This is a genomic window from Paenibacillus tyrphae (assembly GCF_024158745.1).
Classification (GTDB): domain Bacteria; phylum Bacillota; class Bacilli; order Paenibacillales; family NBRC-103111; genus Paenibacillus_G; species Paenibacillus_G tyrfis_A.
This window is the reverse complement of record NZ_JAMZAW010000011.1, coordinates 236,944-258,834: the sequence shown is the minus strand read 5'-3', so window position 1 is coordinate 258,834 and position 21,891 is coordinate 236,944. Positions and strand designations below refer to the sequence as shown.

The 21,891-nt window shown below is 51.6% G+C and carries 15 protein-coding genes and 3 tRNA genes; all 18 read right to left on the bottom strand.

Features of this window, described 5'->3' with window-relative positions; translation table 11 throughout:
* Positions 1-90: 90 nt before the first annotated feature.
* A tRNA-Leu gene (locus NI000_RS18425) sits at positions 91-176 on the bottom strand.
* Between the two features lie 11 nt (positions 177-187).
* Positions 188-264: transfer RNA gene (locus NI000_RS18420), tRNA-Ile, on the bottom strand.
* Between the two features lie 9 nt (positions 265-273).
* A tRNA-Met gene (locus NI000_RS18415) sits at positions 274-350 on the bottom strand.
* A 78-nt stretch (positions 351-428) separates the two neighbouring features.
* Positions 429-593: a hypothetical protein gene (locus NI000_RS18410; RefSeq protein WP_010492025.1), complete on the bottom strand. Its 165-nt coding sequence runs from the start codon at positions 591-593 to the stop codon at positions 429-431.
* Between the two features lie 114 nt (positions 594-707).
* Positions 708-1,259 (bottom strand): phosphatidylglycerophosphatase A family protein, encoded by a 552-nt coding sequence (locus NI000_RS18405; protein WP_253412923.1) that lies wholly within the window; start codon positions 1,257-1,259, stop codon positions 708-710.
* A 131-nt stretch (positions 1,260-1,390) separates the two neighbouring features.
* Complete coding sequence (locus tag NI000_RS18400) at positions 1,391-3,184, bottom strand: hypothetical protein (protein WP_253412922.1); 1,794 nt, start codon at positions 3,182-3,184, stop codon at positions 1,391-1,393.
* A gap of 31 nt (positions 3,185-3,215) precedes the next feature.
* Positions 3,216-4,472: an efflux RND transporter periplasmic adaptor subunit gene (locus NI000_RS18395; protein ID WP_253412921.1), complete on the bottom strand. Its 1,257-nt coding sequence runs from the start codon at positions 4,470-4,472 to the stop codon at positions 3,216-3,218.
* A gap of 54 nt (positions 4,473-4,526) precedes the next feature.
* Entirely contained in the window at positions 4,527-7,628 is a 3,102-nt protein-coding gene (locus NI000_RS18390) for an efflux RND transporter permease subunit (protein WP_253412920.1), read from the bottom strand.
* Between the two features lie 168 nt (positions 7,629-7,796).
* On the bottom strand, positions 7,797-8,306 hold the full coding sequence (locus NI000_RS18385; protein WP_253412919.1) for a GbsR/MarR family transcriptional regulator: 510 nt from the start codon (positions 8,304-8,306) through the stop codon (positions 7,797-7,799).
* 208 nt (positions 8,307-8,514) lie between these two features.
* On the bottom strand, positions 8,515-10,740 hold the full coding sequence (locus NI000_RS18380) for a hypothetical protein (protein ID WP_253412918.1): 2,226 nt from the start codon (positions 10,738-10,740) through the stop codon (positions 8,515-8,517).
* A 68-nt stretch (positions 10,741-10,808) separates the two neighbouring features.
* Positions 10,809-12,278 (bottom strand): ABC transporter substrate-binding protein, encoded by a 1,470-nt coding sequence (locus NI000_RS18375; protein WP_253412917.1) that lies wholly within the window; start codon positions 12,276-12,278, stop codon positions 10,809-10,811.
* 58 nt (positions 12,279-12,336) lie between these two features.
* Positions 12,337-13,788 carry an ABC transporter substrate-binding protein gene (locus NI000_RS18370; protein ID WP_253412916.1) on the bottom strand — a complete coding sequence of 484 codons (1,452 nt, stop codon included), beginning with the start codon at positions 13,786-13,788 and terminating at the stop codon, positions 12,337-12,339.
* Between the two features lie 55 nt (positions 13,789-13,843).
* A complete protein-coding gene (locus NI000_RS18365) occupies positions 13,844-14,722 on the bottom strand; it encodes an ABC transporter ATP-binding protein (protein ID WP_253412915.1) in 879 nt (292 codons plus the stop codon).
* A gap of 4 nt (positions 14,723-14,726) precedes the next feature.
* Positions 14,727-17,618, bottom strand: a complete 2,892-nt coding sequence (locus tag NI000_RS18360; RefSeq protein WP_253412914.1) for an ABC transporter permease — start codon at positions 17,616-17,618, stop codon at positions 14,727-14,729.
* Positions 17,618-18,721, bottom strand: a complete 1,104-nt coding sequence (locus tag NI000_RS18355) for an efflux RND transporter periplasmic adaptor subunit (RefSeq protein WP_309247913.1) — start codon at positions 18,719-18,721, stop codon at positions 17,618-17,620. The genes NI000_RS18360 and NI000_RS18355 overlap by 1 nt, the downstream gene beginning before the upstream one ends.
* Positions 18,681-19,535 (bottom strand): ABC transporter ATP-binding protein, encoded by an 855-nt coding sequence (locus NI000_RS18350; RefSeq protein ID WP_253412913.1) that lies wholly within the window; start codon positions 19,533-19,535, stop codon positions 18,681-18,683. The genes NI000_RS18355 and NI000_RS18350 overlap by 41 nt, the downstream gene beginning before the upstream one ends.
* 307 nt (positions 19,536-19,842) lie before the next feature.
* Positions 19,843-20,523, bottom strand: coding sequence for a DnaD domain-containing protein (locus NI000_RS18345; RefSeq protein WP_253412912.1), 681 nt, complete (start codon positions 20,521-20,523; stop codon positions 19,843-19,845).
* Positions 20,524-20,581: 58 nt separating this feature from the next.
* A complete protein-coding gene (asnS, locus tag NI000_RS18340; RefSeq protein WP_253412911.1) occupies positions 20,582-21,880 on the bottom strand; it encodes an asparagine--tRNA ligase in 1,299 nt (432 codons plus the stop codon).
* Positions 21,881-21,891: the final 11 nt, after the last annotated feature.

The following is a 21,891-nucleotide window of genomic DNA, read 5'->3' as shown; positions in this document are numbered from 1 at the left end:
CCGAAGCAAAAATCTCCTCCTGAAACGAAAAAGAGTTTTGCTCTGACGGATCAAAGCAAAACTCTTTATGTATGATACTACTATTGGAACTGCCGAAGACCGGACTCGAACCGGTACGGTAGTCACCTACCGCAGGATTTTAAGTCCTGTGCGTCTGCCAATTCCGCCACTCCGGCGCAGTTCTGTTTGGTGGGCCCTGAGGGACTCGAACCCCCGACCAATCGGTTATGAGCCGACCGCTCTAACCAACTGAGCTAAGGGCCCTAGAAGCTTTGGTTGCGGGGGCAGGATTTGAACCTGCGGCCTTCGGGTTATGAGCCCGACGAGCTACCGGGCTGCTCCACCCCGCGTCAGAAAATCCGCACTGTATAATGACAGCGACAAAGATAACTATACACCAACTAGAACGTTGGAGTCAAGTAAAAAATTTAAACAGTGTAGCGAACGCCAAAACGGCCTTTTTTGGAACGGAACACCTGAACTTCGCTGGGGCATTCGTAACCGTAAATCCACCAGTCTTCCTCCATTCGCTTGGCCAGACACCCGGCTTGAAACTTGCTGTCGTACAATTTCACCCAATAGACCCAGTTCATTTTATGTTCACTCCGCTTATCGAATGAAGATGAAGTTTTGTTAGTATCTTAACCCAAAAAAAGCTCCCTTATTTGCATAAGGAAGCTCCTCCAATATATAACAAAATTCCGGCTTCAGCCCACGTTTTCTTCCGACGCGGCAATATAAGCGACGACATTGTCCCGTTCATCCGCATCCCGCTGCCGATGGGCCAGACGGCTTGATGCCGATGCCGCGATGCTGGCAACCAGATCATCCAGGAAGGTGTGTACTCCGTTTCCGCTTTTGGTATCCAGGCGCTTAATAATTCCGACTTTTTGTTTATCCAAATGGCCGAACGTCGTCAGCGCGATGCTGCCGTAGCCGAATACTGACCCGAGAGCGAGTGTTTCATCGCAACCGAACAGTCCTTCATCGCTTTCGATAATCGATTGCAACGGCTCGGATAACAATCCTTTTTCAGCCAATACGTCCAGCTCGATACCGACAAGAATCGCATGCTGAAGCTCCCGCTTCTGCAGTACCGCATGGACCGATTCGAGACAAGTCTCCAGCGTCAAATCAGGATGATAAGGAAGCTGCATTTCTCTGACGATCAGGGCTATATCTTCCATCGTCACGCCGCGTTCCTCCAGCTTCTGATATACCGCGGCTTTTATTTCTTTGCTGTGAACCTGACGTTTCATGAGAATCGCTCCTTTAATGGAAGTGCTATCATTATACCATGATCCATATTCGCATACTATGGGACAACTGGTGATAGTTGGGGAAAAGCCGACCCAGAGGCCGGCTTTCGTTTGCTTCAAATGATTATGAATTAAGATTGCTTAAGTACTGTGAGCAAACGCTTGGACTTCTGTCCGCCCGTAGTCGTGAACTGTTCGTAAATCCGAACCGTCAGCGGGTGATCGAATTGCTCCGTGCTGCCGTCAAAGGTGATATTGTTTTCGCCGGTAGTCAGACGATTAGCTCCGACAAACGATCCGTTGCCTGTTCCGATCAATCGGTCTGCGGAATCGTACAGCTCGAACAGCAATCCCGAGAAGCTCGGATCCACTTGGACTTGATCGTGACGGCTGACTTCCATAAAGAACTTCGCTTTGTATTGGTAATTTTTCGCTCCCATAGCATTGAAGCTTGTACCGATTTGCCAGCTGTTTACTTTAATTTCAAACGGATACAGCTCGAATGTATCCTTGCTTTCCTCGGTTTGAAGCGCAATGCTGTAAGCGCCAATCGTCGACTTGTACGGAGCGGCCGTCTTCGTATCTTGGATTTTCAGAGACAAGCCCTTTCCAGTTTCGGACACCGGGATCGTGTAGAAGTAGTTCACTGTGAGCGAAGAATTCGGAAGCACGTTCGGCGTCGTAATATTTTGACGGCTGCCGTTGTACTCATAACCGTCCGAGCTGACCAGATCGGTCGCAAACGCCGGAACGGCAAGCGGTCGGTCCGTCTTATTGGTAAGCTTGAATTTGGCCGAGACGGTTTTCGATCCTTCTTCCTTGTTGTCAAACATTTGGAACTCGATTACGGAAACATCCATGTCCGGATGAATCAGCTGGCTTCGTTTGTCCAGCGTCATTGGAGTGCCGAGCTTATAGGAAAGAGCAGTTTCTCCGGTTTGCTGCGACGGCAGCAAAATGTTCAGGCGCCCTACGTTATATACGCCGGCAGCACCCGCGGCTGCGCCGGCATTGGCTCCCGCTCCTGCGCCAGCTGCAGCACCAGCCCCTGCTCCTGCACTGCCTGCGCCGCCAACTGCAAATTTCTCAGGAGTCAGAATGTTCAGGCTGTTCAAGATCGTATCTTGGTCCGTCGGAATGGCAAAATGAATATATTTTTCTTCCTTCGCTTCCAGCGTGATGTTCCCTTGCTCTACTTGGCTGCCGGAAAATACTTTTCCCGCCGCCTTACCGTCTACGGCGAAAGTCGGAATCGCTTCGCGCTGGTTCGAGGGGTTATAAGCAAGCAATTGTACGACATATACGGTACCCTTGTCCGTCGACTCCTTGTTGATCGCCGCCGGCGTATACTGGATCGGCGAGGTTAATGTCGGGATCGTAAAGGAGTCGGACCATTTCTTAATCGCACTCGGATCGGTAATCGGCGTATCGCCGCCCTTCCAAGGCTCCCCCGTAATTGGCGCCGCCACAATCAGCGTTTCCTTCTTCGGATAAACGTAGTAATCGACATCGGTCCAGTTCACTTGGGCCAGATTTACGGTATCGGTGCGGTCAATGACCGTCATATAGCTGAGCTCCGTGTTCGCTTTCGGCTGAATCGTTTTCACATTCGAAACGCTTGGCTGCAGCGTATATTCGACGCCTTCGCTGGTCTTCACACGCAGTTCGTAGTCCGGCACACGCGTCGAGGTAGTACTGTTATTCTTCATTCGAATTACGACACCGAGTCGGGTGCCGTCCTGAATTCGCTCGTTTAATACGCCCTTGACTTCCACATCGAGAAGGTCGGTCAGTTTATAGGTTACGACAGCTTGCGCCGCAGGCTCGCTTCCTGCAGGCTCTGCTGCCAGAGCGGAGTAACCTGTGCTCATAATCGAGGCGGTAATAACGACGGATGCTACGGTTTTTTTCAGCTTGTTGTTCACTTGGTTTTCCTCCTGTCAGGTCCGCTGAGGGTTACTTGGCCAGCTGGACTTTCTCTTTGTCTTTCAATTGGTTCTGACCCGAAATGATGAGCTGTTCTCCCTCTTTGAGACCGGACAGCACTTCTTGGATCGTTTCGTTCAAACGGCCTAAAGCCACTTTGCGTTTCTCCGCCGCATCGCCTACGAGTACGAAAGCGAACGTGTCTCCGCCTTCACGTACGATAGCCGTGCTAGGCACGGTAACAACCATCTGATCGGCTTCTTCCGTCACGAGAATCTGAGCCTTCATGCCAGGCTTGAGCTTACGCTCTGTGTTAGGGTACTCAAGCTCCAACGTGTAAGACTTGGAATTGGCGCTCATCACGTCAGCCAAATAGCTGACTTTGGCTTTCGTCTTTTCCAGCGTGCCTGGGACGTAAAATGTCAGCTCCTGCTTGCCGCGCACTAAATTGGCCGTCTCCTCGGTCAGCTCCGCCCGGATTTTGATCGGATCGAGCTGCTGTACCTTCCCGGCTGGGAAACCGCCGTTCAAAGACATACCCACTTCAATCGGCAGGTCGGTTAAGACACCGCTAACCGTCGCTTTCACTTCCATATTTTCGAGCGTCCGGTCGGCTTCCCGAATCGAAAGATTCGAGGATTGCAGCGCTTGCTCCAACGGTGCCAAGGAGTTCGTCGATTCCAGCGTCTTCTGCTTGTTGCGGTTGTTTTCCAGTTCGAGCTTGAGATTGTTAAGCTGCGTCTCCATTTGCTCAAGCTGGAATTTTGTAACCAGACCTAAATCGTAATCGTTACGCATTTTGTTATAGTTCTTTTCGGTCTCCTTAATGGAATCTTCCAGCTTCTTGATTCCATTCTTCATCTCCTGCTTGCTGTTGACCAATTCTTGTCTGGATTTTTCCAACTGCTGTTGACTGCTGGAAACGTCAATCTGTGCTTTTTCCTTCTTAAGCTTCACATCCGTCGGGTCCATGCGGAAAATCACATCACCTTTTTCCACCATATCGCCGCGTTTCTTCAATACTTCCATGACGTCTCCGCCTACCTTGGTCACCACGTCAATCTGGATGGAAGAAATAACGTCGGCTACCTGCTCCTGCGGATCGCCGATTCTCTGCTTTTCGATTTTCGTGACTTTAACCGTCTTGAGCTGGGGTTCCGACGCGTTGGCAGCCGTCGGTGCGGCTTGCGGCTGAGCGCCGCAGCCGGCGAGGAGCGCCGTCGAAATAACGACGGCCCCCATCACTTTGGTACTTTGCTTGAAAGATTTTGACATGATCGGATTCATGGGCTGATTCTCCTTTTTCCCTTATGGAACTCTCTATCTATCTGAAATGCTTTCTTAAGCATTCGTCACCGGCGTTGACTTGGATTCCGATGCCTTTCTGTTGAACAAGCGGCCAAGACGCGACTTGGTATTGTGAATAATTTCGTATACGACCGGTACTACGACCAGCGTAAGCAAGGTCGAAGTGGTCAATCCGCCGATAACGACTACGGCCAAGCCTTTGGAAATAAGCGCACCTTTAGAGAATCCAAGAGCCAGCGGCAGCAGGGCAATAATGGTGGCCCCTGCGGTCATGATAATCGGACGAAGCCGGGATAAACCGCCCTCCAAAAGCGCGTCGCGTACGGACTGTCCCGCCTCACGCAGCTGTTGCACGCGGTCGATAAGCACGATCGCATTGGTGACCACGACACCGATCAGCATCAAGAACCCGATCAATGAGGTAAGGTTGAGCGATTCGCCGCTGACGAGCAAGCCTAGCAAGCCTCCGATCGCCGCAAGCGGCAGCGAGAACAAGATTGCAAACGGCGCACTGGCATTTCCGAAAGCCAGAACCATGATCAGATAGACAATAAAGATGGAGACGGCCATGGCTACGAACATTTGCATGAAGTTTTTCTGGATATCGTCGGATACCCCTTTGACTTCAGGACGAACTCCCGACGGAAGCTCCACGGTTTTCAGCATTTCGGCCGCTTTGGCACTAACGCCGCCCTTGTCCCTGGATTCGATCGTTGCCGTTACCGTTACGTATTGGACCTGCTGATCCCGGGTAATCGATGCCGGAGCCTCGATTTGACGAACCTTCGCTACTTCGTTCAGCTTGACGGTTGCTCCCGTAGGAGTCTTAATCAGGAAGTTGCCGATTTTGTCAATGGAATCCTTGAAGCTCTTGTCCAGCATGATCTTGGTGGAGAAGGTCGTATTGTCGAATTTCAGATCTCCGATCTTTTCCTCTCTCAGCCAAGAATTCACGGTTTCGACGATTTGTCCGGAAGACAAATTGTACAGTCTGGCTTTATTTTGATCTACCGCGATTTCCACTTCGTTCTTCGATTCGCTCAAGCTGTCTTTTACGTCTTTAAATTCCGGAATTTCCTTGAGCTTATCCTTCACCATTTTGGCTCCCTGAGTGAGCAGATTCAGGTCGTCGCCTTTAAGCATATAGGAGAAGTCTCCCCCGCCTCCGGGTCCGCCGCCGCTAAGCAGCATACCATTTACCTCAGAGCCTTTAGGAAGCAGGTACAGTATTTTTTCCTTCATTTCATTCAGCAGCTTCTTGGCGTTCGTTCCTTGCGATGCCGCACCAATCAACTGGCTTTCGTAGTCTATACGATTGTCCGTAGTACCGCCGCCTACATAGGATTGCATGTATTCGAAAGCGGGCTCTCCGGCCTCGTTTTTCGTCTCGCGTATCATCGCTTCGATTTCTTTCATTTTCAAATCGTTCGATGCAAGCGAAGTTTCCCGAGGCATTTTGATCATAATAAACATTTGTTTATCCGAATCGCTGGAAGGCATGAACTCCACAGCCAGCAACGGAACCGTACCTACGATTGCCACGATAAAAACCAGCATGGAAAGCAGCATCGTTTTTATCCGGTTGTTAAGCGACCATTTCAGCACTTTCAGATAAGCGCCGGATACTTTGCCGACTTGCGTTTCGTCGTGAACCTTAATATTTTTGGAACGCAGCACGAGCATCTTGGCAAGCATCGGAATCACGGTCACGGCCACCAGCAGTGAAGACATCAACGCAGCGGAAAGTGTGACGGCGAACGGACGGAACAAATCCCCGAGCTCTCCCCCGACAAAAGCGATTGGAGCAAATACCCCGACGGTTGTAAGCGTGGAGGATGTAATCGCCGAAGCCACTTGCGCGGTCGCTTTCTTAATGACCGATTCTCCGCGTTCGTGAACTTTCACGAGCTCGCTGTAAATATTTTCGATAACGACGATACTATCATCCACGACACGCCCGATTGCGATCGTAATCCCGCCCAGTGTCATGATATTGAGCGATATATCGAGCGGAGCCATGATGAGCAGCGTGATCAACAACGATAACGGGATAGAGACCAAAACGATGATGGTCATCCGAACGTTTCTAAGGAAGAGCAGGATCATAATCGAGGCAAGCAGGGCGCCAAGCGCTCCTTCCTTAACCATGCCGTTAATCGAATCCTTGATCATGCTCGATGTAGCAAAAAGCGCTTTAAACGTAATGTTCGGGAATTCCTGTTTCCACTTGGCCATCAAAGCGTCTGCTTCCGCAGCCAATTGTACGTCGTTAGAGTTTTTCGTTTTGTAAATCGTCACACCGATGGCAGGCTTGCCGTCGAGGCGCGAAATGAATCTGGACTCGGAAATCGCTTCAACCTTGGCGATGTCTTTCAGAAGAAGCGTTTGCCCCCCCGGCCCCGTAATCTTCATGTTTTCCAAGCTGTAAATCGTGTTGAGATCGCTCTTGACGCGTACCATCTGAGAGTTGCCGTTGAAGTCAACTAATCCGGCTGGACTCGTCAGAATGGCAGCTTGAATCGCTTGGGATACCTGCGCCGGTGTCAGGCCGTAGCTGCTGATTGCGTTGCCGTTCATCCTTAAAGTGAGAACCGCTTCTTTATTGCCGACCCCTTCGACGCGGTCAACGCCCTTGATGGCCGCAAAGCCCGGCTGGACGATATCCTTGTAGATTTTATCCAGTTCCTGTTGGCTCATGTTGTTCTCGCCGTACACCGAGAGGTAATAAATGGCGCTCGCTTCGGCGCTAGAGGTCTGAACCTTCGGTTTTTCCGCGCCTTGGGGCAGCTTTACGTTCGCAAGCAAGCCTTCAGCGTCCCTTCTGGCATCCTCGATCTTCTTCCCTTGCTGCAATTCAACGGTAACCATGGAGAAGTTATCGCTGGAGGTAGACTTTAAAGATTTAATGCCGTCTAGCCCCGCCACCGCTTTCTCGACAGGCTTGGTCACCAGCTCCAAAACATCCTTGGGAGGAGCCGTGTACTGGGTGGTAATATTGAATCTCGTTTGCGTAGTACTCGGTATGAGTTCCATTTTCAAGATGGAAGCCGCATAAGTACCGCCGCCAAACAACATCAGCACAATAATGAATACTGCGGCGATGTTCTTCATCGAAAAATTTGTTAATGAATTCATCTCTCTACTCCTCCATTACGATTGCTGACTACTTAGACGAGGCGTTTCCGGTTACCCCTTCATTTTCCATAAATCTTTTTTCAGTATAGCTTGGTTCGTTAACGGCTGTAAGGTGAAAAAAGTCATAACATAAAAAAAATCCGGGCGTCCCGTCTTTCGTCTATCTATTTACAGCTGCTCTCTTAATCGGATCCACTCCTCTTCGATCCCCTCCAATCTCGATAAAAACATCCGGTACATCGCGGAAACTTCCGCAAATCTTCGCTTGGAAACTTCAAAAGATTCTTTTTCCGCCTCATCAATCTGAGACATTCCTTTAAGGGTGGACAACAGTTCTTCGCACTGATTAGTAATCGATTCGATTTTTTGCTTGCTGGCCCGCATGCTGATCAACGTAAAATCGTCGGCTATGTAATAGTAGTCTTTGCGGTCGCTTCTCATCGGAATTTTTTGACACATGGAGTATTTCTCCAACGCGCGGACTTGGACACTGACGGCGGCTTTCGTTACGCCAAGCTGATCGGCAATTTCCTGCAGGCTGACCGGCTTGGGTGCAAATAAAAGCAGGCCGAATATTTTGCCGACCAGCGGACTGAATCCTTCCAATTCAAAAGTCCGGGACATGTGTTGGGTGACTGTCCATTTATATTCACCGAACGAGAGATGCGGTTTACTCATTATCTTCTCCTTAATATTGAATTAAGATCGTTAAGAATGTTGTTAACGTTAATAACATAAATCGTCTTGAAAAACCTGTCAATACCCCCAATGAACATTTAACCAATAATTCATAGAAGTTACTGAGTTCCCAGCAAAAAACCGCTTCTGCACAGTTTTACGCAACTGATGCAGAAACGGTTTCGTTTAATCAAAAAAAGTAAGGATATTATTCCGCTGTTTCAAACCAATTGACCTCTTTGGTAGCGATCAATTTCTTTTGCCCTTGGAATGAATCATAGATGTTCAGCTTGAAGGTTTTCAGCTGATTGATCCTATACTTTATGTCCTTGATAGATTCTGTAAATTCAAAGTCAACGTGCTCACCTACGGTCATTTTTTCTTTTGTTTCAGTTTGTGTTGTAGTAGTGCCTTGTTTATCGGACTGCACTCCTTCAAAGTCTTTAAAATCGAGCGCTCTTTTCATTTTTGTCTTACCGTCAGAATCTTCAAGTTCAATAATCAATTGACGGCCTTCCATGTTTGAAACGAACATTGAATCCTTTTCCAGGTTGTAATCGAATTTTATTTTGACTGGCGTAACATCCGAATCCTTGACGTATTCAATAGTGGAACGAATCTTGCTAATGGATAGTTTATACGGATCGAGATTGATATCTTTAAATCCATCCTGAACCGTGAAATCCTCTTCCGGAAGCCAGTACGCGGCAGCATTTACATAAGCATCCGGTTTTTTGTCCGCTTCCGTCAATTTTCCTTCAGTCACTGCTTCACCGATCAATATACTCATACCGGACGTCGGAGCTCCCTTGCCCACATTGCTGGACAGCAGCAGCATCGCCGTTCCGTTCGGGTTGACTTTCGTCTTAATCTCGGAAATGGTAGCCGGATACGTACCTTCAGCTGTCTTGAAATAAGCAACCAATTTTGTAATATCCGATGGCCGTTTTTCTAGATTATTTACTTCTAAGAGAGCAGTGAATGTGTCGTTCATTTTGCCGCCATACGTCCTGACAGAACGGACCTTATAGTTTGCGCTTCGGCCGATGCTTGTCACTTTATACGTTTCGCCGAAGTTATTATAAGGAATATTCATCAGCTCCGCGCGGTGTACGAATTCGAGCAAATCGCTCGCCGCCGTCTGCTGGTCTGTCTTCCCGTCGCTGCTGCCGCTGCCCGTTTTCTCTTGCAGCACAAGCTTGACCTTGCCGAATTGCGACGTGTAAGGAATTTTGCCGATAAACTGGAATTGAGCTTCCGCATTCGGGGTCAGACCGATGACATTGTCGGTCCGAACCAGCTTCGCTTCCACCTTCACGTTATCGTCCAGCTTGAAGTACCCTGTCAGATCCGGAATCGGAAGCGCTTCGGGGCCTTTGTTGGAAAGCGTAAACCCTGCGGTCAAAATATCCTGGTCCTCCCAAGGCAGCCGTTGGACCGTATTCAGTTGAGCTGTGTAAGTACCCGCTTTGTTCGTGAAGCTGAAGGCTTTGCCCGTGTCCACCCCGTCCGTATCCGATACGGCCGGTAAAGCGAAGAAAGCGATCGGCAGATTGAGCTTCAAATCCTGCGCGTTCTGAACGATCACGAGCTGCCAGCCTTCCGTTGAGACGGAGACCGGAACGGAGCCCGTAAGGTCGATATCTTTGTTCGTTTGCGGATTGAGGGTCAAATCTTTTACCGTCTTGGCGTCAAGCGGATACATGTACCCTTCGCTTGTGCGAAGCAAATATTGATATCCGGGTACCGCTACGCTCTTCGAGCCTACGTTCTCCAGATTAAGCACGACGGTCGGAGTATAATTCTTCTCGTTCTTGCTCATCAATACTTTTTTGATGGTGCCTTTGACAGGATTGCTTGCCATTTGAATGGTATGTGCTTTACCGGCCGGCGTAACGACGGAATAGTCGTCAGGAACGCTCACATCTCCGATTTTCCGTACGAAATCTGCCTCCGGCATGCTGAAGTCCCATTTGATAATTTCAAAAATAAGATCCTTCAGGTCCGTCGATTCGTTCACCGTTGCGTAAAAGCTGATGTCTTGGCTCGATTTGGCTGGAATGCGGTTTTTATCCTTGTCCTGCGGCAGGACGCGAACGGAAATTTGGTTGCCGGTTTTCGTCCTCAGCCGTGGCCAGTAGTCGATGAACTGCAGGTCGGTCGTCCCTCCGTTGTGGACTCCTACCGTGAACGTCACGGTTTTGTTGCCTTGCTCCGGCATCATGACCACATTTTTAAGTTCGAAATAGCTGGTCGCGTTAAGAGCTACCTGTCCGATCGCCGGAGCAGTCCCTGTCGAGACGGTCGCCGTTGTTCCCGAAGGCGGGGTCGTGCCGCCGCCCTCCGCCGCAAAGGCGGGGAGCGCGGACCCGAAGGCAAGCACAGCTGCCAGCAGAACTATGCAAGTTTTATATCGTTTGCGTTTGGAATTCATCTTGTTGTTCCTCCTTGTTGAGTTTCACTCCGAACGTACTGCTCGCATTCTTGCTAAGAAGGGGCATCTTATCCCCCCTGCATCATCGAATCAAACTGAGCATTCGGATTCTCTTTAATTTTTTGCAGCATCGCATCGCCTTCCGTTTGCCATTGCTTGAGCGCATCGCGCACTTGCAGCTTATTCTGGGCGACTTGCTGGAATTTTTGGGAGCCGAGGCGTTCCACGTCGTACAAGCCCGGTTTTTCACGATAAATCTTGTAGTCCCGGCTTGGCGCAGGAAGCAGTGTCGTGAACGCTTTGATGTTGAATTCCGCACCGTCCTTCGGCTTGATGTACTTTTGACGCGATACCAAATTGTTAGTGCTGCTGCCTTTCAGGCGAGCCCATTCCTCGCTGTTGATAAATTTGATGAATTTCCAGGCGTCCTCGGCGTTTTGCGCCTTGGCGTTAATGCCCATCAGACCGTCCAGACTGATGTTTCCGCCGTATTCCGGCGCTTCCTGATGCACAGGCACCGTAACGACATCCCAATCGAATGGAGTAATGCCTTTGATGTTCGCCGCATTTTTCATGACGTTCGTATACTGGCCAATTTGATAGTAGTTGACGATAGACATCGCTACACGGCCGGATAGGAAATCGTCGTCCATGAACGGGTTGTAGTCTTCGTTAGGCCCAGGGTTGCGCCGTTTGGAGAAGTCGATTGGCTCAGGCAAAATCTTCTCAGTTTTCAACTGCAGCAACGTTTTCCACACTTTTTCCCATTGATCGGAATCGACGGTCATCTTCTCGCCTTTATCGTCGAAGGTCTTGAGATCAAGCGGCGACGTATACATATGTGTCGCATAGAAAATGTCATCGCCCATGTTGTGCGGCGAGAACGAGAAACCGTACTTGCGGTTCTCCCCTTCCCCTTTCGCCAATCTGCGGGCCAGATCGAACGTTTGATCCCAAGTCATCTTGTCTGTCGGATACTGAACCCCGGCTTCATCGAATATTTTTTTATTGTAGATAAGTGCGGAAGAATAGAAGGTCGGCGCCAGCGCGTAAATTTTTCCGTCGCCCGCCTTTTTAATGCCCTCGATGACCGCAGGAACGATGTCGGACGTATCGAATTTGTCCTTCGCAATGTCCTGATCAAGCTGCTTCAGCATATTGTTGCTGATCAACTCCGGCAGCTGTTCGTAGCCAACCATCACGACATCGGGTGGACTGTCGCCCGTCATCACTTCTTTTAGCTTATCCATCGGATCTTTCGGCTTTTCTTTCGGATCCGGTCGGCCGCCATACATGTAACGGTCATCCGATGTCGAGATGAACTCAAGCTTAATGTTCGGATTCGCGAATTCGAACAATTCGGTGAAGCGTTGGCGGAAATACTCATTGTCGCCGCCATATCCCATGCTGGTTGCGACTCGAAGCACTTTCTCGGTTTTGCTGTCCCCGCTGCCAGCTTTCGTGCAAGCAACCAGTGTCGGCGCCATCAAGCCGACGCAGAGCGATACAGCCACCGTCTTCTTAACATATTTTTGCATTCTCAGGATCCCTCCGGATTGGTTTCTATGTATGAATCGAGGAAGTTTTAACAAAAGGTTAATGATCGACAGATGCATTCGGGTTTTCTTTCATCTTCAGGAGCAAGGCATCCCCCTCGCTTTGCCATTGCTTCAGCGCCTCGCGAACCTGAAGGTTATTCACACTGACATCTTGCAATTTGCGGTTGCCGATCGTTCTTACTTGGTACAAGTTCGGCAGCTTGCGATACAATTTGTCTTCGACGTCAGGTGCCGGAAGCAGTGTCGTGAACGCTTTGATATTGAACTCCGCTCCGTCTTTCGGCTTAATATATTTTTGCCGGGCCATCAGGCTGCTGGAACTGCTTCCTTTAAGACGGGCCCACTCCTCGCTGTTGATGAACTTGATGAACTTCCATGCGTCTTCCGTATTTTGCGCCCTGGCGCTAATTCCCATCAAACCGTCCAATCGGACTCCGTATCCGTTCTCCGGCGTTTCGGGATGAACGGGTATCGTGACGACATCCCAATCGAACGGGGTCAGGCCTTTAAAATTATGCGCATTTTTCATAACGTTGGCAACCGATTCAACATCTCTGTAGTGAATAAGCGACATCGCAACACGGCCTGACAGGAAATCGTCATCTTGAAACGGATGATCCTCGTTCGGCCCCGATCCTCGTCCTTTTAGGTCATCAGACGGCTGCGGCACAAGCTTTTCCGCCTTCAGCTGCAGCAGTGTCTTCCACACTTTTTCCCATTGATCGGAATCCACCGTCATTTTCTCGGCGTTATCGTCAAACATTCTCAACTGCAAAGGCTCGGTATAAACTCGCATTGCATAATTCAGATTGCTTGACCTGCTGCTGTAAGTCGAAAATGCAAAACCGAATTTCCGGTTCTCCCCCTCCCCTTTGGACAGCCTCCGGGCCAGATCGAACGTTTGATCCCAAGTCATTTTGTCGGCCGGATACGGAACTCCCGCCTCATCGAACAATTTTTTATTGTAAATAAGAGCGTAAGAATCAAAAGTCGGAGCCAGCGCATAAATTTTGCCGTCCCCTGCCCTTTTGATGCCTTCGATGATAGGAGGAGCGATATCGCTCGTATCGAATTTGTCCTTGGCGATATCTTGATCGAGCTGCTTCAGCAGATTGTTGCTGACAAGCTCCGGCAGATGATCGTAATCGATCAAGACGACATCCGGGGGATTAACGCCCGTCATCAATTCACTCAGCTTATCTATCGGATCCTTGGGCTTCTCGTTCGGATCAGAGGATCCGCTGTATCTAAAACGTTCGTCCAAGGTCGAAACGAACTCCAGCTTAATATTCGGATTGGCAAATTCGAACAACTCGGTGAACTGCTCCCGGAAATACTCGTTTTCATTTACGTAATCGTTGGTCGCAATCCGGAGTACTCTCTCGCTTTTACCGTCTCCGCTGCCTGTTTTGGTGCAAGCAGCTAACGTCGACGCCAATAAGCCGGCGCTTAACGACAGCAGCACCGTTCTCCTAGCGTTCTTGTTCATGTTTCAGATCCTCATCGGTTAATATGGTTCTCTCCGCTTTCCGAAATCCTTCGTGCTAATCCAGCGACTTCGGCGTACGTATAATGATTTTCTCGCCGTCGAATTCCATCGATGCCTTTCCTTCGATCCCGAGCGCCTGCAAATATGTCCTCGGAATTTGAAGCCGTCCTGCCCGGTCGAGCACGACATATTCTTCATGGACATCGTGAATCGATCCGTGCGATGCCGCCGTTTCGCCTTCGGCGTCCAAGTTCGGGTTGCGCTTGACGAATTCGGTGCTCGTCATCCCGTCGCGGATGGCGACGACACGGTCCACCTTACCGGCAAGCGCCATATCGTGGGTTACGATAACGATGGTCACGCCAAGCTCGGAATTCAAATGCCGGAAAATGTCCATAATCATATCCGACGTGCGCGTATCGACGGAACCGGTCGGTTCGTCGGCCAACAGCAAGGACGGGCGATTTGCAAGCGCAATGGCAATGGCCACCCGCTGCTGCTCGCCGCCCGACAGCTGCTGCAGCTTGTTGTTGAGCCGCTCTTTGAGGCCGACCCACTCCAGCAGCTGCTTCGCATAGGCGCGGTCGTACTGGCCGCTGAGCATCATCGGCATTTCCACATTCTCAAGCGCCGTCAAGTAAGGAATAAGGTTGCGCGCATTGTTCTGCCAGATGAAGCCGACGGTCTTGCGCTTGTACTGCACCAGCTCGTCGTCCGTTATTTTCAGCAGGTTCCATTCGCCCACGCGCACCTGACCGGCGGAGGGGCGGTCCAGCCCCCCCAAAATGTTCAGTAACGTCGACTTGCCGCTGCCGCTGTTTCCGATGATCGCCATCATTTCCCCTTGGGCGACGGAAATGTTCAGCCCTTGAAGCGCAACGACCTCGATATCGTCGGTCTTGTATATTTTGACGAGTCCGTCGCAATGAATCACTGCATCATTTCTCCTCTCCCAGCTTCACGGCCTGGTGTACGCGCAGCCTTCTGATGTGAAGGAACAACAACCCGGCACCGGTCAGCATCATAACGGCTATGACGACATACAGCTGATCGGTATCTCTCGCATCGAATATGACGCGGAACGGAGGCACCTGCGTCTTGACGTTCTCCGCGGTTTGCAGGAACGGCAGGAACAAGTAGCTCGTCAGTTTACCGATGCCGAGACCGAGAGCAATAGCCAGACCGGCGGTAAACAGCTGCTCAAGCAGCAGCATGCCCGTAAGCTGTCGTCGCGACAATCCCATGGCACGCAGCACGCCGAACTGAACGACCCGGCTGGACAAGTTGAAAAACCAGTATAAAATGTAGCCGATCAAAGAGACAAGAACGGATACGAGAAAGCCGAGGCTCAAGATGCCGAACACGCCGCCGCGCGCCGGGTGCTTTTTCTGCGTGATCAGTTCGTTGCGGACGTCTTTGACGCTGGCAATGCCAATATTTTTGGCTTTGAGCGCTTCAATGACCGGCGCCACCTTGGCTCCGTCTTTCATTTTCATCCATACATCATAAGGTACGACGGGTGCTTGATCATACACATAGTCGAGGTTGGCGATAAAAAACGGCGTCTGATCCGGATACTGGCTCGGCCAGTAAGGCACGGTAGCTACCACGACGAACTCGACCGGCTGGCTGGAAACCGAAATGCTGATCAAATCCCCGGACTTGATATGATGTTTATCGGCAAAAGAGGTCGGAATGATGACCGCCTGCTCGTATTGCCCCAACAAATTCAAATAGTTGTAAGGATGCGTTTTGTACAAGTCTTTGCGGAACCAGGCCACCTTGGCGAAATCGACGTTATCGATACCCATCAGCATGCCCTGTCCGAGCGACTTGCCGGAAACGACCACGTTCCCCTTCGATTGCAGCACGCGTGCTGCGTGCTCGACGCCTTCCAGCTCCCGAAACACTTGGAACGGAGGCTCGATGTAACGCAGCTTCGGCGGCGGCCCTTCCCCCGGACCTCCCGGCTTACCGCCGCCTCCCTGACCGGGGTTCTTCCCTCCGCCTTGCCCCTGTCCTTGGCCTTGCCCACCCTTGTTCGGGTTGGACGTTGACGGCAGATCGTCGGATACGGAGGTCCATTCCGCTCTCATGGTAACATCGGTGCCGTAGGCGTAAAGCACCCGTTCCGTCGAGTTCAAATCGATCGTCCGAGCCGCAGAAGCGTTGTAAATGCCGAGCCCGAGCGTCAAAATGAGCAGCAGCATGAGCGGATAGTACGCCGTAGACGAACGCGAGAGCTGGGTCAGCGTCAGGTAGACGGGAACCGGAAGCAGCCTTTTGCCCAGCCAGTTGCCGAAGCGAAGCAGCCACGGGAAAATGCGCAGGAAAAACAGTCCAAGCGCAATGATCGATAATGCCGGAATAAAAAATAGCAGCGGGTTCACGCTCAACTGATCGGTCGTAAGCCCGGTCCGGCTGAATAAATCCTGCCGGTCGTGGAACAGGTAATACCCGTAGCCCACCAGACCGATCAGCACCACATCCAAAAACCAGCGCTGCCAAAACGGTTTTCGATCCGATCTGGCCAGCTTCTGTTTGTAGCTGACGATGGAGGCTTTGGCATAAACAATGGCCGGAATGATGCTTGCCATCAGGGCAATAACAACCGCGGCCGCGCCGTATAGCAGCGCTTCGGTCGACACCCCGACAGGTACCGCCTTGCGGTCGACGAACGTCAGGAACCCGCTGGACGAACCTATGCTCTTCGCCATAAACCAACCGAGAAGCGGACCGATGATCATCGCAACCGTGCCGAGCAGCAGCCCTTCGAGCAAGTAAATCCAGATGATTTGATTCGTACTGCCGCCCCGGCTGCGGATCACCGCAATGACGGTGCGCTGGCGGTCGAGCGATTGTCTGGCGTTCATGACGATATAATAGAACACCATGGCGATCATCGGCGCAGCCAATGTAAAGAGCAGCATTTGCAGCTGCAAGCTCTGCACCTTAAATTCCTGCAGCAGCGGGATAAACGAAATATCCACCCTTGTGTTCTTGAGCTTTTGGAACAAGACGATATCCAAACGTTCCAGCTTCGTCTCGAGCGAGGATAGCTGGCTTGTCTTGATTTCTCGCAAATCAAAAGCATAATACCAATTGGCCAAGCTAAGCGGGATTTTTTTGCTTTTCAGCACGTAATCCTTAAAGCCGGCTTCGCTCATAAAAAAGGACGTAAGCAGCCCTTCCATGCCTTGATACCAATACTGATCGGTTTCGTTCTTCGGCTTGAACGTTCCCGTCACTTTCACTTTGAGCGGGGCAATGCCGTTTCCGCCGCTGATCGGATACGTGAAGACGTCGCCGATATGAAGGTCGTTGCGGAACATCGCTTCCTCGTGAATAACGGCTTCAATGATTCCGCCCTGCGGCTGCTCGGAAAACCACTGCCCCTGCGTCAGCTCGACTTGATCCTTCAAGCCGTTCTGGGCCATCAGCGTCATCTGCCGGCGTTTGCTCGGGTCGACCTTGCTCGTATCCTCGGGCGTAATTTGCGAGCCGCGAATCGAATACGTCCGTACGTAAGCATCATATGGAAACGCGATGTCTTTAGGCAAATCTTCCTTTATGTATTGGTCAACGTCGCTCAGCGCATTCAGATCGGCTTTTTCGTTGCCGGACGCTTGAAATCGGATCATGACGGCACCGGCGGAAAGCCCGTTGTTTTTCTCCTCCAGTGATTTCGATACGACGCGCTTGAGCGAACCGTCGGAATACATCGGGATGCTGGTCGTAAAAGCGACGGCCATAATGAGACCGACGAGCGTGCTGAGCGTCAGCCAGCGCGTGTTCCACATTTTACGGAATAAAAACCGGAGCATCGCCATTAGCGTCCCACTACTTTCTGCCCTGCCGTGAGACCTTTCACAATCTCTACAGCCGTCGACGTCTGCAGTCCGATTTCGACGTCCACTTCGCGCTTGTTGCCTTTATCGTCCACAACCTGCACGTAATTGCGGCCCGCATACGAACGGAGAGCGGCAGGTGGAATCGTAATGGCATTCTCCTTGCGCTGGGTAATAATTTTCACTCCGAGCGGCGTTCCGTGGGAAAGTCCTTCCGGAAATTGGTCAAGCTGGATCAGCAAATAGTTTTCGATCGAATCCGGCTTTTTCTGCTGACCTCCGCCCGGGAACCCGCCGTCGCCATTGCCATTGTTCCCAGCCTTCGGACTCGGAAGCTTCGATACTTTGCCTTTGACCTTGCCTACGCCATTGATGTCCGCTTCAGCCTCCATGCCAACGGCGACTTTCGTCAAGCTATCCGCGCTAATGGTTGCAGCCACCGTAAGCTGAGACAGATCCGCGATCGTGGCGACCGCATCGTAAGCCTTGGCCGTATCCCCTTTTTTCATGTAAACGGAAATAATCGTGCCTGCATAAGGAGCCGTCAGCTTGGCGCCGGCAATCGTTTTTTCAAGCGTGGTGACTTCTTCCTTTTTCAATTCAAATTCGATTTTGTCCCGCTCCAGCTGCTCGGGGCCTGTCTCGTCGGCTTTGCGCAGCTTTTCGATCATACTTAATTCATCCTGGCGCGTCTGCAGCCGTTTCTGCCGCAATTTGTTTTCCTGCTCCGTGACGTCGAGCTCGGCGATCACTTGCCCCTGCTCAACCTTGTCTCCGGTTTTGACCGGGAGGGATTTGATCCGCCGGTTAGCATCATCCGTAAAGTATAAATCTTCTTCTACAGTCGACATCAGCTTCCCGGAGAGAGGAACGTCGAACACCAGCGTCTCAGTTTTAACCGCATACTCCGGTTTTTTGGACAGCTGCGGCGGAGTAATGGCCGGCAGCGTTTCCTCCTCGTCCTCCTTTGGCAGTAACGAACATCCGGACGACAATGCGAGGGATGCGGCGATGCAGACGAGCAGCAACGGGCGGCTCGATTTTTTAACCACTGATAAATTTTCCATCCACCATTTCGAATACACGGTCGGCAACCTCCATTATTGTCGGATCATGCGTTGTCATGCAAATCGTCATGCGTTCGGTATGGATAATGTCCCGGAATACCGCCATGACTTGCGCGCCCATTTGCGAATCGAGCTCCGCCGTCGGCTCGTCGGCAAGCAGCAGACTGGGCTTGTGCGCGATGGCTTTGGCAATCGCGACACGCTGCTGCTCCCCGCCCGACAGCTCGAACGGACGATGATGCATCCGCTTGCCCAGACCCACCAGCTCCAAGCAATGGGTGACGCGGGACTTCCATTCCGACCGGGGAACTTTCGCCATGCGCAGTGACAATTCCACATTTTCCCAAGCAGACAAAAGAGGCATTAAAGCAAACGATTGAAAAATAAAGCCGATTTCTTTTCTTCTTATGTACGTCCGCTGATCGTCACTGCATTCATGGAACGGGTATTCCTTGAACATGATTTGTCCCCGGTTCGGCTGGTCCAGACCGCCGATCATGTTAAGCAGGGTCGTTTTCCCCGAGCCGGACCGGCCTTTCAGCATAACGAGCTGCATCGGATACAGCTCCATATTGATTCCCTTGAGCACATGAAGCTGCTGTCCTCCGACAGGAAATGAACGCTCCACTCCCGTTACGGTAAGGAGCGGGATACTCGTGTCAATGGGTGGTCTGGTATCGACCAGTACACTCGCGCCATCGCTTGCCGCAGCAGCTTCCCCGTCGGCCGAAGCTTCCGGCGCCGCGGCGTCGATCCCCTGCGGAGCGGCTGGCACGGCGGCTGCCGCTTCATTCTGCGCTTCGTTTTTAGGTTTGCGCAGCCATCGGAACATGTGGCCCCTCCTTCTAACCGTTCTATAAATCTGTAAAATCATGTCACACCTAATATAATAGACGCCACGAATCACAAAAAAGTTACAAAAAAACTACAGTTTTTTAAAATGTTTTTCACGTTTTTCGACTGATGAAGCAGCTCTGGTACTTTAGTCAGGGCCTAAAGTGCGAAGGAAGCAGCAAGATTGTTCGTAGCACCCTTCGCACAAATCGCTTGTGCAGATGCCCCCAGCGTGGCGCTCCGTCCAGTAATGCAAAACAGCCCTGCACGCATTTTTTTGCGTACAGGGCTGTTTCGTTTCCCGCTTACCGGGACCGGAACTTCTGCGAGTGCTCCTTCGCTTGCTCAACGGTCGTAATCCGGTTGCGCTGCCACTCCAGCAAGATCCGGTCGATGTACCGGAAATGCAGCTTGCCGGCAAACACCGCTTCCTTAAGACCGGCGAGGATCAGCTCCTCGGGATAGCCATCTTTGTCGATCCACCCGGATATCGACTCCAGTTCCATCGGAGTGAGCGGGCGGCCAAATTCGTTTTCGAAAATCGAGAAAATATCTTTTCGCTCCGCTTTGCCCGTCCGCTCGGCCTGTTTCTTGGCCGCCAGCTCCGCCCGATGCTCTTCGATGCGGCACTCGGCGAGCCGCTCCAGCAGCGGCCGCAAGTTATAAGCTTCGCTGTGGACTCCCGTAACGGGATCTTCGATCTCGTCGATCCGCAGCAGCTGCTCCCGGATCAGCTTTTGCAGCACGGCAATCACTTTCTCCTGCGGCAGCGACATGCGGGCTTGAAGCTCTTCCAATGTCGGAAAATCTTTATTTTCCTTTTGCTTAAAGGCCATGACATGAAGAATAAGCATCACGTCCGGCTCCAGCAGCCCAAGCTGCTTGTAATATTTGAACAGCCAGTAGGGAACGTCGACGTTCCCGTCCTGCCAGCCCGCGAGCAGCACGGACGGCAGCTCTTTCGCGTCGTAATCGCTACGTCTCATGCCTACCCTACTTTCCGCTTACAGCTTCGCGAGAGACGGCTTCCCGCATGCAGAGGCCTTACGGGTACAAGCGGTACAACAGCCGCGGGAACGGAATCGTCTCGCGAACATGATCGAGCCCACAAATCCAAGCGACTGTGCGCTCGAGCCCCAAACCGAAGCCCGAATGCGGCACGGAGCCGTATTTTCGCAGGTCGAGGTACCACTGGTACGCTTCTTTGGACAGCTCGTGCTGCTGGAAGCGTTCTTCCATCAACTCCGGATCGTCGATCCGCTGGCTGCCTCCGATAATTTCCCCGTAGCCTTCCGGAGCGATCAGATCCGCACAAAGCACGACTTCCGGACGGTTCGGGTCCGGCTTCATATAGAAGGCCTTGATCTCCGTCGGATAGTGCGTGATGAATACCGGCTTCTCATATTTCTCGGCAATAGCAGTCTCGTGAGGCGCGCCGAAGTCTTCGCCCCATTCGAATTCGTGACCGTTCTCTTGAAGGAACTTTACCGCTTCGTCATACGTAATGCGCGGGAACGGCCCTACGACCTGCTCTAGCTTCGTCGTGTCGCGCTCCAGCGTCTCAAGCTCCTTACGGCAGTTCTGCAGCACCGACTGTACGATGTGCGAGACGAACTGCTCCTGCACTTGAAGGTTCTCTTCGTGCGTAACGAACGCCATCTCCGGTTCGATCATCCAGAACTCGATCAGATGCCGGCGCGTCTTCGACTTCTCCGCCCGGAAGGTCGGACCGAACGAGTATACCCGGCCGAGCGCCATCGCCGCAGCTTCCATATACAGCTGGCCGCTCTGCGTCAAATAGGCGTCCTCGTCGAAATATTTCGTATGGAACAAATTCGTCGTTCCTTCGCAAGACGAAGGAGTCAAAATCGGCGGATCGACCAAATGGAAGCTGCGCTCGTCGAAAAACTGCTGAATCGCCCGGATAATTTGCGCCCGGATGACCAGAATCGCCCGCTGCCGCGGCGAACGGATCCACAGATGGCGGTGATCCATCAGAAAATCGACGCCGTGCTCCTTCGGTGTGATCGGATAATCGCTTGTGACTTGAATAATTTCGACGCCGGTTACCGTCAGCTCGAAGCCGCCTTTGCTGCGTGTATCCTCGCGCACCGTTCCGGTGACATAGAGCGAGCTCTCTTGCGTTAGCTTGCCCGCATCTTCCCACACCTGCTCCGGCACTTCGCTCTTGACGACGACGCCCTGTATAAACCCGGAGCCGTCCCGCAGCTGCAGGAAACGGATCTTGCCACTGGAACGGATGTTATGCAGCCAGCAGCCGATCGTCACCGATTCGTCTATATGTTTATTCACATCCCCGATCATACACAGGTTACGGTTCATAAACATTCCTC

What these genes read in the sequence shown, in the direction of transcription:
- NI000_RS18410 (WP_010492025.1), bottom strand. Translation starts at nt 593, where the DNA reads ATGAACTGGGTCTATTGGGTGAAATTGTACGACAGCAAGTTTCAAGCC.
- NI000_RS18405 (WP_253412923.1), bottom strand. Translation starts at nt 1,259, where the DNA reads ATGAAACGTCAGGTTCACAGCAAAGAAATAAAAGCCGCGGTATATCAG.
- NI000_RS18395 (WP_253412921.1), bottom strand. Translation starts at nt 4,472, where the DNA reads ATGAATCCGATCATGTCAAAATCTTTCAAGCAAAGTACCAAAGTGATG.
- NI000_RS18390 (WP_253412920.1), bottom strand. Translation starts at nt 7,628, where the DNA reads ATGAATTCATTAACAAATTTTTCGATGAAGAACATCGCCGCAGTATTC.
- NI000_RS18385 (WP_253412919.1), bottom strand. Translation starts at nt 8,306, where the DNA reads ATGAGTAAACCGCATCTCTCGTTCGGTGAATATAAATGGACAGTCACC.
- NI000_RS18380 (WP_253412918.1), bottom strand. Translation starts at nt 10,740, where the DNA reads ATGAATTCCAAACGCAAACGATATAAAACTTGCATAGTTCTGCTGGCA.
- NI000_RS18375 (WP_253412917.1), bottom strand. Translation starts at nt 12,278, where the DNA reads ATGCAAAAATATGTTAAGAAGACGGTGGCTGTATCGCTCTGCGTCGGC.
- NI000_RS18370 (WP_253412916.1), bottom strand. Translation starts at nt 13,788, where the DNA reads ATGAACAAGAACGCTAGGAGAACGGTGCTGCTGTCGTTAAGCGCCGGC.
- NI000_RS18360 (WP_253412914.1), bottom strand. Translation starts at nt 17,618, where the DNA reads ATGGCGATGCTCCGGTTTTTATTCCGTAAAATGTGGAACACGCGCTGG.
- NI000_RS18350 (WP_253412913.1), bottom strand. Translation starts at nt 19,535, where the DNA reads ATGTTCCGATGGCTGCGCAAACCTAAAAACGAAGCGCAGAATGAAGCG.
- NI000_RS18345 (WP_253412912.1), bottom strand. Translation starts at nt 20,523, where the DNA reads ATGAGACGTAGCGATTACGACGCGAAAGAGCTGCCGTCCGTGCTGCTC.
- asnS (WP_253412911.1), bottom strand. Translation starts at nt 21,880, where the DNA reads ATGAACCGTAACCTGTGTATGATCGGGGATGTGAATAAACATATAGAC.